At 72.0% G+C, this 13,938-nt stretch carries 13 protein-coding genes; 10 read left to right on the forward strand and 3 right to left on the reverse strand.

Annotated features, from left to right (window positions below):
- Positions 1-29 precede the first annotated feature (29 nt).
- From yczE to ACZ4FV_RS10045, 5 genes are all read left to right on the forward strand, one after another.
- Positions 30-755: a membrane protein YczE gene (yczE, locus tag ACZ4FV_RS10025; protein WP_402233095.1), complete on the forward strand. Its 726-nt coding sequence runs from the start codon at positions 30-32 to the stop codon at positions 753-755.
- Positions 641-1,054, forward strand: coding sequence for a PPOX class F420-dependent oxidoreductase (locus ACZ4FV_RS10030; RefSeq protein ID WP_395863720.1), 414 nt, complete (start codon positions 641-643; stop codon positions 1,052-1,054). The genes yczE and ACZ4FV_RS10030 overlap by 115 nt, the downstream gene beginning before the upstream one ends.
- 257 nt (positions 1,055-1,311) lie before the next feature.
- Complete coding sequence (locus tag ACZ4FV_RS10035) at positions 1,312-2,781, forward strand: SDR family NAD(P)-dependent oxidoreductase (protein WP_395863718.1); 1,470 nt, start codon at positions 1,312-1,314, stop codon at positions 2,779-2,781.
- 240 nt (positions 2,782-3,021) lie between these two features.
- Entirely contained in the window at positions 3,022-3,639 is a 618-nt protein-coding gene (locus ACZ4FV_RS10040; protein ID WP_395863716.1) for a hypothetical protein, read from the forward strand.
- Between the two features lie 221 nt (positions 3,640-3,860).
- Positions 3,861-5,333, forward strand: coding sequence for a CHRD domain-containing protein (locus ACZ4FV_RS10045; RefSeq protein ID WP_395863715.1), 1,473 nt, complete (start codon positions 3,861-3,863; stop codon positions 5,331-5,333).
- Positions 5,334-5,447: 114 nt separating this feature from the next.
- Here the strand turns inward: ACZ4FV_RS10045 and ACZ4FV_RS10050 are convergent, their stop codons facing one another.
- Both ACZ4FV_RS10050 and ACZ4FV_RS10055 read right to left on the reverse strand, forming a co-directional pair.
- Entirely contained in the window at positions 5,448-6,467 is a 1,020-nt protein-coding gene (locus ACZ4FV_RS10050) for an NADP-dependent oxidoreductase (protein ID WP_395863713.1), read from the reverse strand.
- A 96-nt stretch (positions 6,468-6,563) separates the two neighbouring features.
- On the reverse strand, positions 6,564-8,078 hold the full coding sequence (locus ACZ4FV_RS10055) for an MFS transporter (RefSeq protein WP_465322354.1): 1,515 nt from the start codon (positions 8,076-8,078) through the stop codon (positions 6,564-6,566).
- Between the two features lie 178 nt (positions 8,079-8,256).
- On the opposite strand from ACZ4FV_RS10055, the gene ACZ4FV_RS10060 reads away from it, so the two are divergent.
- The 3 genes from ACZ4FV_RS10060 (at position 8,257) to ACZ4FV_RS10070 (ending at position 9,770) form a co-directional block, all read left to right on the forward strand.
- Positions 8,257-8,715, forward strand: coding sequence for a MarR family winged helix-turn-helix transcriptional regulator (locus ACZ4FV_RS10060; RefSeq protein ID WP_395863709.1), 459 nt, complete (start codon positions 8,257-8,259; stop codon positions 8,713-8,715).
- Positions 8,716-8,778: 63 nt separating this feature from the next.
- Complete coding sequence (locus ACZ4FV_RS10065; protein ID WP_402233103.1) at positions 8,779-9,195, forward strand: hypothetical protein; 417 nt, start codon at positions 8,779-8,781, stop codon at positions 9,193-9,195.
- Positions 9,192-9,770, forward strand: coding sequence for a hypothetical protein (locus ACZ4FV_RS10070; RefSeq protein WP_465322356.1), 579 nt, complete (start codon positions 9,192-9,194; stop codon positions 9,768-9,770). Before ACZ4FV_RS10065 ends, ACZ4FV_RS10070 begins: the two co-directional genes overlap by 4 nt.
- A gap of 455 nt (positions 9,771-10,225) precedes the next feature.
- On the opposite strand, the gene ACZ4FV_RS10075 is transcribed toward ACZ4FV_RS10070, so the two are convergent.
- Positions 10,226-10,876: a TetR/AcrR family transcriptional regulator gene (locus ACZ4FV_RS10075; protein WP_465322358.1), complete on the reverse strand. Its 651-nt coding sequence runs from the start codon at positions 10,874-10,876 to the stop codon at positions 10,226-10,228.
- 117 nt (positions 10,877-10,993) lie between these two features.
- Here ACZ4FV_RS10075 and ACZ4FV_RS10080 point away from each other — a divergent pair, with 117 nt between their 5' ends.
- On the forward strand, positions 10,994-12,790 hold the full coding sequence (locus ACZ4FV_RS10080) for a CDGSH iron-sulfur domain-containing protein (protein WP_465322360.1): 1,797 nt from the start codon (positions 10,994-10,996) through the stop codon (positions 12,788-12,790).
- 200 nt (positions 12,791-12,990) lie between these two features.
- Complete coding sequence (locus ACZ4FV_RS10085) at positions 12,991-13,878, forward strand: SAM-dependent methyltransferase (RefSeq protein ID WP_395863699.1); 888 nt, start codon at positions 12,991-12,993, stop codon at positions 13,876-13,878.
- Positions 13,879-13,938 lie beyond the last annotated feature (60 nt).

The raw sequence follows: 13,938 nt of genomic DNA on the forward strand, positions 1-13,938 counted from the left end.
GGGCGTGCGGCCAGGAAGGCGGATGCCTCGTGAGCACCCCCGTTCGCCTGCCGAATCGGCTGATCCGCCTGTTCCTCGGCCTGGCCCTGTTCGGCGTCGGCATCGCGCTGATGGTGCGCGCCCGACTCGGCCTGGACGCGTGGAACGTGCTGCACGAGGGCGTCGCGGAGCGGACCGGGCTGCCGTTCGGGCAGGTCGTGATCGGCACCGCCGTCCTGGTCCTGCTGCTGTGGATCCCGCTGCGGCAGCGCCCCGGGTTCGGCACGATCGCCAACGTCGTGGTCGTCGGCCTGGTCGTGGACGGCGTGTTGTGGCTGCTGCCCGCACCGGAGAACCTGCCGCTGCGGGCGGCGCTGTTGGCCGCCGCGATCGTGCTCACCGCGCTCGCCACCGGCTTGTACATCGGCGCCGGACTCGGCCCGGGCCCGCGCGACGGGCTGATGACCGGTTGGGCCGCTCGCGGTCACTCGATCCGGCTGGGCCGCACCGTGATCGAGGTGACCGTCCTGGGCACGGGCGTCCTGCTCGGCGGCACGGTCGGCGTCGGCACGATCGTCTTCACCCTCGCCATCGGGCCACTGGCCCACTGGTTCCTGCCTCGACTGACACCGAAGCCCGCATCGAAAGCGAGTCGCCCACGATGGACACGAAACTCCTCGGCACCGACCGACGCGGCGTCCTCACCACGCTCAAGCGGGACGGCCGCCCCCAACTCTCCCCGGTCTCCTACCTGTGGGAGCCGGACCGCCGGTTGATCCGGATCTCGGCCACCGTCGACCGCGCCAAGACCCGCAACCTGGCCCGCGACCCGCGCGCGAGCTTCCTGGTCACCGCTCCCGACTACGACGCCTACCTGGTCGCCGAGGGCCACGCCGAGATCAGTGCCGCGTGCCAGTCGCCCGACGACCCGATCGCCGACGAACTCGTCGAGGTATACCGCCTGATCGTCGGCGAGCACCCGGACTGGGCCGAATACCGCGACGTGATGGCGACGGAACACCGCGTGGTCATCCGGATCACCGTCGAGCGCACCTACGGCTGGTCCCGCACCTGAGCGGACCGCCCCGAATACGTCGCGTTCCCGGGCCGCGGGGTTGCCCGGGAACGCGACCCCGCCCTACCGCCCGCGCACCGGCGCCGGCCGCCGGTCCCGACCGACGGCCGGGCCGACACCGCGGCCGTCCGTGATGTGCGCCGACCGTCCCGCGCCGCCCTCGGGCCGAGCACGCGAGAATTGGTCCAGGTCTCGGCACGACGTAGAGTTCCGCCGGGGTTTTGTGGCGGCGGCGAGCACAGGAAACGGCAACGGCGATGACAGCGAGTAGTGGGATTCAGGCGGACACGGGCGTGGCGGAGGGCATCGATCCCGCGCGTATGGAGTTGTGCCTGAGCGTGCTCGCCGAGGTCGAGGAACTGGACGTCGAGCACCCGGACGCGGTCCGGATCCGGCGGGCCACGGCCGGGATCTACAAGAGCGTCAAGGAGCGCCGCCGCAAGGAGCGCCGGGACCGGGTGATCGCCAACGACGAGGCGGTCACCGCCGCCACCGCGACCGGCGCGCCGGGCCGGATCGACGACGAGACCCTCGGCATCGCGCTGACCACGGTCACCACGACCGAGATCGCCGGCGTCCTGGAACGCGCCCGGGCCTGCTACATCTGCAAAAAGCGCTACCGCGAGGTGGACGCGTTCTACCACCAGCTCTGTCCCGAGTGCGCCGCCGAGAACCGGGCCCGCCGCGACCAGCGCACCGACCTGACCGGGCGCCGCGCCCTGCTCACCGGCGGCCGGGCCAAGATCGGCATGTACATCGCGCTGCGCCTGCTCCGCGACGGCGCGCACACCACGATCACCACTCGCTTCCCCAACGACGCGATCCGCCGCTTCGCCGCGATGCCGGACAGCGCGGACTGGCTGCACCGGCTCAAGATCGCCGGGATAGACCTGCGCGACCCGGCCCAGGTGGTCGCGCTGGCCGACTCGGTGGCCGAGGCCGGACCGCTGGACATCCTGATCAACAACGCCGCACAGACGGTGCGCCGGACCCCGCAGGCGTACGCGGCACTGGCCGCCGCCGAGGCCGCGCCGCTGCCGGCCGGCGAACTGCCGGAGATGGTCTCGTTCGGACACATCGGCGGCAGCGGCCACGTACTGCTGCCCGGGCAGTCCCGCGCGGAGGAGCAGGCGCTGACCCCGCAGGCACTCACCGCGCTCGCCCTGACCAGCGGTTCGGCCTCGCCCGCCCGGATCGAGACCGGCACCGCGATCGACGCGGGCGGCCTGGTCCCAGACCTGGATCCGGTCAACAGCTGGACGCAACGCGTGCACGAGGTGGACCCGGTCGAGTTGCTCGAAGTGCAACTGTGCAATGTGACCGCTCCGTTCGTCCTGGTCAGCCGACTGCGTCCGGCGATGGCCGCGGCCAAGGCCCGGCGCAAGTACGTGGTCAACGTGTCCGCGATGGAGGGCCAGTTCAGCCGCGGCTACAAGGGCCCCGGCCACCCGCACACGAACATGGCCAAGGCCGCGCTGAACATGCTGACCCGCACCAGTGCCGAGGAGATGCTCTCCGACGGCATTTTGATGACGGCCGTGGACACCGGCTGGATCACCGACGAGCGCCCGCACCCGCAGAAGATGCGGCTCGCCGACGAGGGCTTCCACGCGCCGCTCGACCTGGTCGACGGCGCGGCCCGGGTGTACGACCCGATCGTGCGCGGCGAGGCCGGCGAGGACCTGTACGGCTGCTTCCTCAAGGACTACGCGCCGGCCGCCTGGTAGGCCCCCGACCTGCGTGTTCCGGCCCCGGCGGAGGTTCCCGCCGGGGCCGGTTCGGGTTCGGTCGGGATTCGCCGAAAAAAACTTTCGCCGACGCTGAACCCTTTCCGACCCCTCCCCCGTACTGCTGGATGTCGACGCGCAACGACCGGCACGCGAACCGGTCGACTCGGGAACGGAACCCAAAATCCGTCTCCCGTACCGCCGTTCGGCAAACCATCAATCACACTCCGGGGGTTCACCATGTCTGTTTTCAGCACCCGCAGCCTCGCCGCCGTCGCCATCGCCGGTGCGCTCGGTCTCGGACTGTCCGCGTGCGGCAGTGACTCGAAGGACGACGGCAAGGCCGCCGGCACCGCGACGCAGCCCACCGGGCAGCAGTCCCAGCCCGCGCCGAACACGCCCGGCACGCCCGCCGCGCCCGCTCAGAGTGCGAACGGTACGGCGGGCAAGGCCGTGTTGAAGGCGGGCACGGACGCCAAGCTCGGCCCGATCGTCGCCGACGGCGCCGGCTTCACGCTGTACCGCTTCGACAAGGACACCGCCAAGCCGTCCAAGTCGAACTGCGAGGGCGACTGCCTCGCGAAGTGGCCCGCCGTCACCACCACCGGCGGCGTCACCCTCAACGGCGTCGACCAGTCCGTCGTCGGCAGCGTGACCCGCGGCGACGGCAGCACCCAGGTCACCATCGGCGGCTGGCCGGTGTACCGGTTCGCGGCCGACACCAAGCCCGGCGAGACCAAGGGCCAGGGTGTGGGCGGCACTTGGTTCGCGGTGACCCCCGACGGCAAGAAGGCCGGCGTGACCGCGACCACGGCGCCGCCGAGCGACAAGCCCTCGACCGGCGGCTACGGCTACTGATCGCACCCGGCGCCGGCGCGGCCTCGGCTCGCCACCGCCGCCGGCCGACTCCCAAGCGGCACAAGCCGATTGGCCATCCACAGGCACCACGGCAACGACGCCGCGGTAACGACACCGCGGCGGTGACTCCGGCCCGCGCGCCCCCGCGCCACGCACGCGGACGAGGCCCGGCCGGACAACCCACGCGCATTCCACGACCCATGTCTTCGGGGAGACTCGTCATGTCCGCACGCAAGTACACGCTGCCCACCGTCGCCTTGTCCGCCACGCTCGCGCTCGCGGTCACCGGATGCTCGTCCTCGGACACCAAGTCCGCTGCCACGAAGAACGATTCGACCAACGTGTCCGCGGCCAAGGCGGGCAACGACCCCGGCTCGCCCGGTGGCGAACACGGCGGGGAGCACGGCTCCGAACACGGCGGAGCGGTTCCCGCCTCCGACCGGACCACCACCGGCGCGGCCGAACCCGCGACCGGCGAGGAGACCTTCTTCGCCGCGGGCCTGTCCGGCGCGAACGAGGTCCCCGGCGGCAACGCGGCGGTGGGCGACAAGGACGGCAAGGGCACCGCGCTGGTCCGGATCAAGGGCGACCAGGTCAGCTTCGGGATCCGTTGGGAGGGCACCGGCGCGCCGACCGCGGCCCACCTGCACCTGGGCGGCAAGGGCAGGAACGGCGAGGTCAAGGTGCCGTTCTTCGCGACCGCGCTGCCCGACACCGCGAACGCGGTGACCGGAAGCGTCAAGGTCACCGACGCCGCGCTGCTGGAGAAGATCAAGAGCGACCCGGCGAGCCTGTACTTCAACATGCACACCGGCGAGTTCCCCGGCGGCGCGATCCGCGGCCAGTTGGTCGCGCTCGCCGGCCCGGTCGACATGAACAGCGTGCTCAAGAACGGCACGTTGCCCGCCGAGGCGACCGGGAAGCAGGAGGTGCAGAACGCCGAGGGCAAGAAGACCGGCGACCCGGACGGCCGTGCGGACACCTCGGTCCGCCCGTGGGGCAACTGCATCGACTGGTCGTTTTCCTGGACGGGTGTCGCCCCGCCCACGCTGGGCCACCTGCACAAGGCCGCGGCGGGCGCCAACGGTGACGTGGTCGCGCCGCTGTTCGACGCGAAGGGCGGACTGCCGCAGTCGGTGACCGGCCTGGCCGGCACCGTGGAGGGCATCGACCCGGCGGTCGTCGAGCGGATCAACGCGACGCCGGCGAACTACTACACCAACCTGCACACGGGCGAGTTCCCGGGCGGCGCGGTGCGCGGACAGCTCGACCGCAAGGTGGCCCCGAAGTCGCCGGCGCTGAACCTGTCGGTGCTCACCGGCAAGCAGATCTACCAGTGCACGACCAAGGACGGCGCGAGCTCCTTCACCCAGCTCGACGTGGCGGCCAAGCTCCAGGGCGACCTCAAGCACAGCTTCGTGAACCCGGCCGCCGGTCCGCCGCAGTGGATCGCCCCGGACGGCAGCGCGGTGACCGGCGCGGTGGCGACCAAGCTGCCGAACGGGGATGGCAACATCCCCGAGCTGGTGCTGAAGGCGACCCAGACCGGCAAGCCGGGCCTGCTGCTCTCCGCGACCACCCAGGTGCTGCGACTGAACACCCGGGGCGGTGTGGCTCCGGCCGGCACGTGTGACCCGGCGACCCGGCCCACCGCCGAAGTGCCGTACCAGGCCGACTACCTGTTCATCGGCTGACCGAAATCCCGCTCCCCCGAGCCGGATCGTCCCCGGAAAGACCCCGAAGGGCCGCGCGTCCAACCCCCACGCGCGGCCCTTCGGCATGTCCGCTCCCGCGACCGGGCCCGGGTCTCACTCCGGCAGGGCGACGACCATCTTCCCGGTGTTCTCCCCGCGCAGCATGCCCAGCAGCGCGTCGAGGTTGTTCTCGATCCCCTCGACGACCGTCTCGCGGTACTTGAGCTTGCCCTCCTTGACCCAACCGCCGACCTCGGCGAGGAACTCGTCGCGCCTGCCGAAGTGGTCGATGACGATGAAGCCCTGGAGCCGCAGCCGCTTGCCGATCGACAACGCCAGGTTGCGCGGCGCCGGGGTCGGCTCGGTGGCGTTGTATTGCGCGATGGCGCCGCACATCGCGACCCGGCCGTGCGTGTGCAGCGCGCCGATCGCTGCCTCCAGGTGCTCGCCGCCGACGTTGTCGAAGTACACGTCGATACCGTCCGGAGCGGCCTTGGCGAGCTGCCCGGCCACCGGCCCGTCCTTGTAGTCGAACGCGGCGTCGAAGCCGTACTCGTCCACCAGCAGCTTGACCTTGTCCGCCGAGCCGGCACTGCCGATCACCCGCGAGGCGCCCTTGATCCGGGCGATCTGGCCGACCTGGCTGCCCACCGCGCCGGCCGCGCCGGAGACGAACACCGCGTCGCCGGGCTTGAAGGACGCGACGTCGAGCAGGCCCGCCCACGCGGTCATGCCCGGCATGCCCAGGACACCCAGGTAGGCGGACAGCGGCGCGAGGTCGGGGTCGACCTTGACGGCGCCGGCGCCCTTGCCGGCGACCACCGAGTACTCGCGCCAGCCGAGCCAGTGCTGCACCGCGTCGCCCACCTCGAAGCCGGCCGCCTTGGACGCGACGACCCGGCCGACCGCACCACCCTCCATGGCCTCGTTCAACTTGAACGGCGGGGTGTACGACTTGACGTCGTTCATCCGACCGCGCATCGCGGGGTCGACCGACAGGAACAGGTTGCGGATCAGCATCTGCCCGTCGGCGAGCTCCGGGATCTCGACCTCGCGCAGGGCGAAGTCCTCCTCCTTGGGCCAGCCCTTGGGGCGGGCCAGGAGGTGCCATTCGCGGCTGGTGGTGGGTGTCATCGGGCGTGGCCTTTCTCGGCGGTGCGGAGTGGGTCGGGAGACGGGGGTCGGTACGGGTGCCGGTCCGGCGACGCGTCCCGTGCGGTGGTTCGGCCGTCAGGCGTCCACGGACTCCTGGGTCCGCGGCACGGACACGGCGACCGGCTCGGCCCTTGCGGGTACCCGCTTGAGGCCGAGCAACGCCACCGCGACGACCAGCACGAGCATCACCCCGGCGATCACGAAGCTCAGCGTGAACCGGCTCTCGGCCGGAATCGGCGGGAAGCCCGCGGGCAGGCCGGCGACCGACTTGGACGCGAGCAGCGAGGTGATCACGGCGCTGGCGATCGAGCTGCCGACGCTGCGCGAAATGGAGTTGATCCCGTTCGCGATGCCGGTCTGGTGGTGCGGCACGTTGGCCACGATCAGCGCGGGCATCGCCGCGTACCCGAACGAGATCGAGATGCCGGTGAGCATGCCCGCGAGGATCACCGACGCCGAGGCGCCGTGCCCGAACGCCAGCCACGCGAAGCCGGCGATGCCCACCAGCGAGCCGATCACCAGGGTCATCCGGGCGCCGATCCTGCCGACCAGGAGGCCGCCCAGCGGTGCCGCGAGCAGCGAGATCAGCGCGCCCGGGAGCAGGTATTCGACCGAGGCCCGCAGCACCGACGCGGTGAATCCGTACCCGGCCACCCGCTCCGGCATCTGGACCAGGTAGGAGATCCCGATGAACTGGCTGAACGCGGCGAAGCCGACGAACAGGCCGGCCAGGTTGGTGAGCAGGACCGGACGGTGCACGAACATCCGCAGGTCCACCAGCGGGTCGGCGACCCGGCGCTCGACCTGGACCCACACACCCGCCATCAGCACGGCGCCGACGAACGAGCCGACCGTCCGGCCGGAGGCCCAGCCCCATTCGTGCCCCTGCGAGATGCCCAGGAGCAGCAGCACCAGGAACAGGCCGAGGGTCGCCGCGCCGAGCAGGTCGATCCGGCCGCCCGCCTTGGTACGGCCGGCCGGTACCCGGAGGATCACCGCGAGCAGGGCGACGGCGGACAGGATCGCGGAGAACCAGAAGACCAGGTGGTAGTTCGGGTCGTCACCGCGGGTGAGCAGTCCGGTGGCCACCAGCGAGAGTCCGCTGCCGAACGCGAGCGTTCCGCTGATCAGCGACATCGCGCCGGGCAGCTTCTCCACCGGCAGTTCCTCGCGGATGATCGACAGCGCGAGCGGGAAGATCGCGGTGGCCGCGCCCTGGAGCACCCGCCCCAGGATCAACAGCGGCAGCGAGGACGTCACCGCCGCCAGCACCGAGCCGGCGATCATCACGCCCAGTACGCCGATCAGCGTCGGCTTCTTGCCGTGCTGGTCACCGAAGCGGCCGAGCAGCGGGGTGAACACCGCCGCGGACAGCAGCGTCGCGGTGGTCACCCAGCCGACCCCGGCGGGCGTGGTGCCCAACTCCTGCTGGAGCAGTCCGAGGATCGGGATGACCTGGGTCTGCGCCATCGCGACGACCATGGCGGCCAGTCCGAGCGCGAGGATCAGCGGGGCACCGGATCCTCGCTTGTCGGCGGTGGCGGCAGCGGTGCCGGTGCCGGTGCCGGTGCCGGGCGGGGTGGGACTCACGGAGACGCTCTTTCTTCGGGGAGTCGGGTTCGGGACGTCTTTTCGGGACGCCGAGGCGAAGCTTTGCAGCCTCGATGGTTGAAGTCTTCAAGCAATAGAGCCGACCGTAGACACCCGCAAATTGCTACGTCAAGTTCAAAGGTTGAAGTCCTCAACCTTTTTGCGTTAACTTGGATCCATGAGCAGCGCCACGGACACCGACGTCGATCCCAGCACCCCGAGCACGGCCGAGATCATGGACGCCATGGCCGCCGTGGGCACCGCGTACTTCCACGACTTCGCCGCGGTGGTCAGCCGGCACGGCCTGACCTCGGTGCAGGCCAAGACGCTCTCCCTGCTCCGCCGCCCGCTGCCGATGCGCGGGCTCGCCGACCGCCTGGTGTGCGACGCCTCCAACGTCACCGGCATCGTGGACCGGCTCGAATCGCGCGGCCTGGTGCGCCGCGAGCCCAATCCCAACGACCGCCGGGTCAAGAACGTGGTGGCCACCGAAGAGGGCCACGCCACGATCCGCCGCATCCGCGGCGAGATGCACACCACCCGCGCGGCACTGGACGGCCTCACCACCGACGAGCGCCTCGCGCTGTACACCCTCCTGGGCCGGCTCCGCCCGGCCATGGAGACCGCGCACCCCTGACCCGGAACCCGAGTCGGCGCGGCCGATCCTGCCGAGATCGGCACCGCGGCCGGGAGCAACGGCATGATGCGCCGGCTCGGCAGCGTGTTCGGCATCGCCGTCGCCGTCGCGATCTCCGCCGGCGCGGGCAGCCCCGCCTCGCCGGCCACCTTCGCCGACGGCTTCGTCCCGGTCTCGGCGCTCGGCGCGAGCCTGTCCCGCGCGGGCGCGGCGACCGGCCTGCTCCTACCCGCGCGCCGCCGGCCGGGTCGCCGGGTACGCCCACCCGGACCGACGCGGCGTCGGTGGGGTGAGCCCGGGGCCGGCAACGGCCCGGCCACTGGGCGTGGTGGGGCGGCGCTCCGGGTGCGCGTGGGGCGGAATCGGTTGCCGAGGCGGGCGTGTGCCGCGCATGCTCGATCGGTGATCGACCTTCCCGCCGCAGCGACCGCAACCGAGTACCGGGCGATCGCCCGGGCGACAATGCGGCCCGCCGAATGACCCCGGATCCCGCCCCGGACGGCGGCGTCTTCGAGTCCGACTCCGGCTTCGAGCCGGTTTCGCTGGAATCGGGGGACCCCGCCTGGGTGTTCCCCGCCGTCGGCGGTGCCGAGGCCGAGGCCGTCCGGCGCGCTCTCGACGAGGCCGACGCGCACGTGCGCGCGCTCGGCGTGCACGTCGGCGTCTCGGCGTCCGTGCGCTACGAGTGCCAACGCCTGACGGACGTGACCCTGGCGAGCGTGCAGGGCGTACTCGAACTCCCCGGCGGCGTCATCTTTCTCGCCGCGCTCTACTTCCCTCGCCGCTGCGGGTTCGACCTGCGCTGGGGCCCACCATGGGTCGTCGACGCCGACATCACCCGGTACTGCCCGGCACCGGCCGACTGCGCCGGCCACCCTGTCGCCGACTCGTCCAGCGAACACGACACCCCCCTCGCCGCCGCCCGGGCCTTCGCCGACATCACCCGATGGCTCCGCGACCGGGCACTCACCCGCACCCGACCCGAGTGGCTCTCCGCCACGCCGACACCCGCGTGTCCGCCCTTCCGGCCACCATCGGCGCCCGCCGCCGGCTGAGGTGCCGGCGGCGGGTCAGGGGCGGGGGTGTCGGCCAGGCCGCGGATGAAGACGTCCAGACCGAACTCGACGCGGTCCAACCCGTCCGCCGCTGGTCATGTGCCGCTTGAGCGCGGTCAGGGTCGGGAAGCGGTCCCGGGGCAACACGAGCCCGGTTCCGCGTCCGGCGTACTGAACGCCACCGGCAACTCGGCGCGACGCTGGGCGTGGCGATCCTCGGCACGCTGTTCGATGTCGCCGCCGATCCGGACGCCGCGCGTCGGGCGGGTGCGTACACCCGCGCGCTGGAGCGGACCCTGTGGGCGGTCGTGGCCGCACTCCGGTCCCCGCACTCGGATGTGCCGATCCGGAGGTCGCTCGGCGTGCCGTGCCGTGTCGAGCGTGCGCGCCGGCCTCACCCCCGCCACCGGCACCGCGTCCGCCGGGCCGGTCGACCCCGGTCGGCCCGGTCGGCCCTACGCCGGATCCGTCGGCGAGTCCCGCTGGGGATTCGGGGGGTGCGGGGGTGCGGTTCCCGCCGGGATCGTGCCGCCGAGGGCGCGCCAGAGGAGGGACGCGGTGCGGTACGGCCAGTTCGACGGGATCGGGGCGCCCGCGAGTTCGCGGGCGTACCAGGCGCCGGTGCACATGGTCAGCGCGATCTCCAGGTCCGCGTCGGCGGCGAGGTGGCCCTGTCGGCGGGCCGACTCCAGCGCGGACAACAGGCGGGCCCGCCGCGGCGCGATCACCCGGGCCCGGTAGCGGGCACGCAGGTCCGGGTCGGTGGTGTCCTGGAGCATCGTGCCGACCAGCGAGAGCCGGCCGGACTTCGAGACCCCCCGCTGGAAGTCGGTCAGCTCGGCCACCAGCGTGGTGAACGGATTGTCCGCGGCGACGTCGGTGCGGTCCTCCTCGGCCAGCGCGGCGACCACCGCCGCGGCTAGCTCGGCCTTGCCGGGCCAGCGGCGATACAGCGCCTGGCGGGTGGTACCCGCCTCCTGGGCGACGGCCGCGAGCGACATCCCGGCGTACCCGTCCCGGGCCAGATGGCGTCCCGCCACGGCCAGGATCCGGGCGTCGATCGCGCTGTCCCGGGCGCGACCGGAACCGCGACTGGCACTTTCCATTTCAATACACTCCTGTATTGTATTGAATCAGCACCGCACCGAGACAGGGGTAGCGAGCGTGACCATCGTGTTCAACCGTCCCATCATCCCGTCGGGCCGACGCATCGGTTGCACGCCGTGACCGGCGCGCCGACCCAGGCCCGGCTGCGGTCGCTGCTGATCCGGGCACGTGTCCTCGACCGCGAACTCACCCGGCGGATGACCGACGCCGACGCGGGCGACCCGCTGCGCGACACCGTGCTCCGGCCGATGACCGAGGCGCTGATCGAGATGGGCGGGGATACCGCCGGACCTCAGCCGAGCGAGCCGCGCGCCGCCGGCGCTCCCGCCGACACCGACTGGGATCCGGTCGGCCCGGTCCGGGAACTCGCCTCGGAAGTGACCCGGTTGCGCGCACAGATCAGCCCCGAACCGCCCACCGGCCTGGTCGAGGCCGCGGCGGCGCTGCAACACCTGGCCTGGCTGTTCACCGACGGTGACGCCGAACGTGCCGCCCTGGTCGCCGAGTTCACCGAGATCCAGGGCGAACTGCCGACCCGCATCCAGGTCGCGCCGGACGGACCGTATCTGGTCACCAATGCGACCCACGTCACCGACCGGCTCGGCGAACCGATCCCGGTGCTGCCGCAGACCGCGCTGTGCCGCTGCGGCGAGTCGGCGACCAAGCCGCTGTGCGACGGCAGCCACGCCCGAATCGGCTTCAGCGGTGCCAAGGATCCGGGCCGGGTGCCCGACGAGCGCCGCACCCACCCGGGCAACCCGGTCGAAGTGACCGACAACCGGGGCCTGTGCGCGCACTCGGGCCTGTGCACCGACCGGCTCTCCTCGGTGTTCCGGCAGAAGGAGGAGCCGTTCGTGGCGCCGTCCGGCGGCCGGATGGACGAGATCGTGCGGACCGTCCGGGCCTGCCCGTCCGGCGCCCTGGACTACCTGCTCGACGGGCACGAACCGCCGTCGCAGCAGCGCGAACCGGCGATCGAGGTATCGCTGAACGGCCCGTACCGGGTCACCGGCGGCATCCCGTTGGTCGGCGCCGACGGCGAACCGGAGCCGCGCGGCCCGGGCGCGCCGACCGAGCGCTACAGCCTGTGCCGGTGCGGCCATTCGCGCAACAAGCCGTTCTGCAGCGGAATGCACTGGTACGTCGACTTCGCCGACCCGCCGCCCTCCGCCGAACCCACGCTCTACGAATGGGCCGGCGGGCTGCCCGCGCTGACCCGGATGACGCACATCTTCTACGACAGGTACGTCCCGCAAGACCCCCTGCTGGCACCGCTGTTCGCCCGGATGGCGCCGGATCACCCGGAACGGGTGGCGGCCTGGCTGGTCGAGACCTTCGGCGGTCCCAAGCTGTACAGCGAGCGCTACGGCGGCTACGACCACATGGTCGGCGAGCACGCCGGCAAGGCGCTCAAGGAGGAATGGCGAGCCCGCTGGGCGCAGTTGATCAGTCTCGCGGCGAACGACGCGGGCCTGCCCACCGACGCCGAGTTCCGCGCCGCGTTCGCCGGCTACGTCGAGTGGGGTTCGCGGATCGCGGTGGAGAACTCCCAACCCGGCGCCCGCCCGCCGGCCCACATGCCCGTACCGCGCTGGTGGTGGGTCTGCGGCGCCACCCCGGGCGCCCGGGTGTCGGCACTGGCACCACCCCCGAAACAGGAGACGACCGACATGTCCCTGCCGACCGCGGATCAACCGATCGGCTTCGACGAGCACATCAGGCCCTTGTTCCGGGAGATGGACCGCAAGTCGATGAGTTTCATGTTCGACCTGTGGGCACACGCCGACGTCAGCACGCACGCCGAGGCGATCCTGGCCCGGCTGCGCCAGGGCACGATGCCGTGTGACGGCGCCTGGCCGGCGGAGCGGGTGGAGGCGTTCGCCCGCTGGGTCGCCGAGGGCAAGCCCGAGTAGTTCGGCGGACATCGGCCGGCGGTCCGCGTCACGGCGCGGACCGCCGGCACCGACCCGATTCCCGGTACGAGCCGGTCGGTTGTCCGACGACTTCGGATGTGTACCGATTCCTCGACAGCCCTACGTCGCCGGCCCAAACCACGAATGCCCCCAGTACAGTCGGCGAACGTAGGGAATCGGTACTGCGGAGGCAGGCGGACGTGACATCCATACCGGCGGGGAACGCGGGGGACGGCGACGAGAAGGCCTGGCGGTTGCCTCGACTCGACGAGGTGGAGAGTCGGCTGCCGGCTCGGATCGACACGAGCATCCCGCACACCGCCCGGATCTACGACTATCTGCTGGGCGGCAAGAACAACTTCGCGGTCGACCGCGCGACGGCGGACGCGATCGTCGCCGCGATCCCCGATCTGCCGGTCACCCTGCAACTCAACCGGCTCTTCCTGCGCCGCGCGGTGCGCTACGCGGCACGCCGCGGCATCCGCCAATTCCTGGACATCGGCACCGGCATCCCCACGGCCGGCAACACCCACGAGGCGGCCCACGAGATCGCCCCGGACGCCCGGGTCGCCTACGTGGACAACGATCCGATCGTGCTGGTGCACGGACGGGCGTTGATGACCGACGCCGGCCCGGGCCGGATCACCTTCACCCAGGCCGATCTGCGCGCGCCCGAGGACATCCTGACCGCGCCCGAGGTGCTGGAGGTGATCGACTTCGGCGAGCCGGTCGCGCTGATGCTGGTCGCCATCCTGCACTTCATCCGGGACGACGAGAAGCCGCACGAGATCGTCGCCCGGCTGCGCGACGCCCTGCCCGCCGGCAGCATGCTCCTGCTCTCGCACGCGTCCTTCGACGCCAACCCGAACCAGGGCCGCAAGGGTGCCGACGGGTGGAAGAACGCCTCCGCCGAGATGACCATGCGCCGATACGACGACATCCTGGCCATGTTCGCCGGGTTCGACCTGGTCGAACCCGGCCTGCGCACCCACTGGAATCCCGACGCCGAACCGGACCACCCCCTCGACACGGTCGAGAACGTCTGGGGCTACGGCGCGGTCGGCATCAAGCCCCAAGGCGTGTCCTAGCCGCCACCGTCCGACCGACCCGGGGCCGGCCCCGGGCACGAGCGGCCCGCCGGCGGTGCC

It is taken from the genome of Embleya sp. NPDC025285 (assembly GCF_055558835.1).

Bases quoted from the DNA above. Each gene is read 5' to 3' on its own strand.
- ACZ4FV_RS10030 (WP_395863720.1), top strand. From the start codon at position 641: ATGGACACGAAACTCCTCGGCACCGACCGACGCGGCGTCCTCACCACG.
- ACZ4FV_RS10035 (WP_395863718.1), top strand. From the start codon at position 1,312: ATGACAGCGAGTAGTGGGATTCAGGCGGACACGGGCGTGGCGGAGGGC.
- ACZ4FV_RS10040 (WP_395863716.1), top strand. From the start codon at position 3,022: ATGTCTGTTTTCAGCACCCGCAGCCTCGCCGCCGTCGCCATCGCCGGT.
- ACZ4FV_RS10045 (WP_395863715.1), top strand. From the start codon at position 3,861: ATGTCCGCACGCAAGTACACGCTGCCCACCGTCGCCTTGTCCGCCACG.
- ACZ4FV_RS10050 (WP_395863713.1), bottom strand. From the start codon at position 6,467: ATGACACCCACCACCAGCCGCGAATGGCACCTCCTGGCCCGCCCCAAG.
- ACZ4FV_RS10060 (WP_395863709.1), top strand. From the start codon at position 8,257: ATGAGCAGCGCCACGGACACCGACGTCGATCCCAGCACCCCGAGCACG.
- ACZ4FV_RS10065 (WP_402233103.1), top strand. From the start codon at position 8,779: ATGATGCGCCGGCTCGGCAGCGTGTTCGGCATCGCCGTCGCCGTCGCG.
- ACZ4FV_RS10070 (WP_465322356.1), top strand. From the start codon at position 9,192: ATGACCCCGGATCCCGCCCCGGACGGCGGCGTCTTCGAGTCCGACTCC.
- ACZ4FV_RS10075 (WP_465322358.1), bottom strand. From the start codon at position 10,876: ATGGAAAGTGCCAGTCGCGGTTCCGGTCGCGCCCGGGACAGCGCGATC.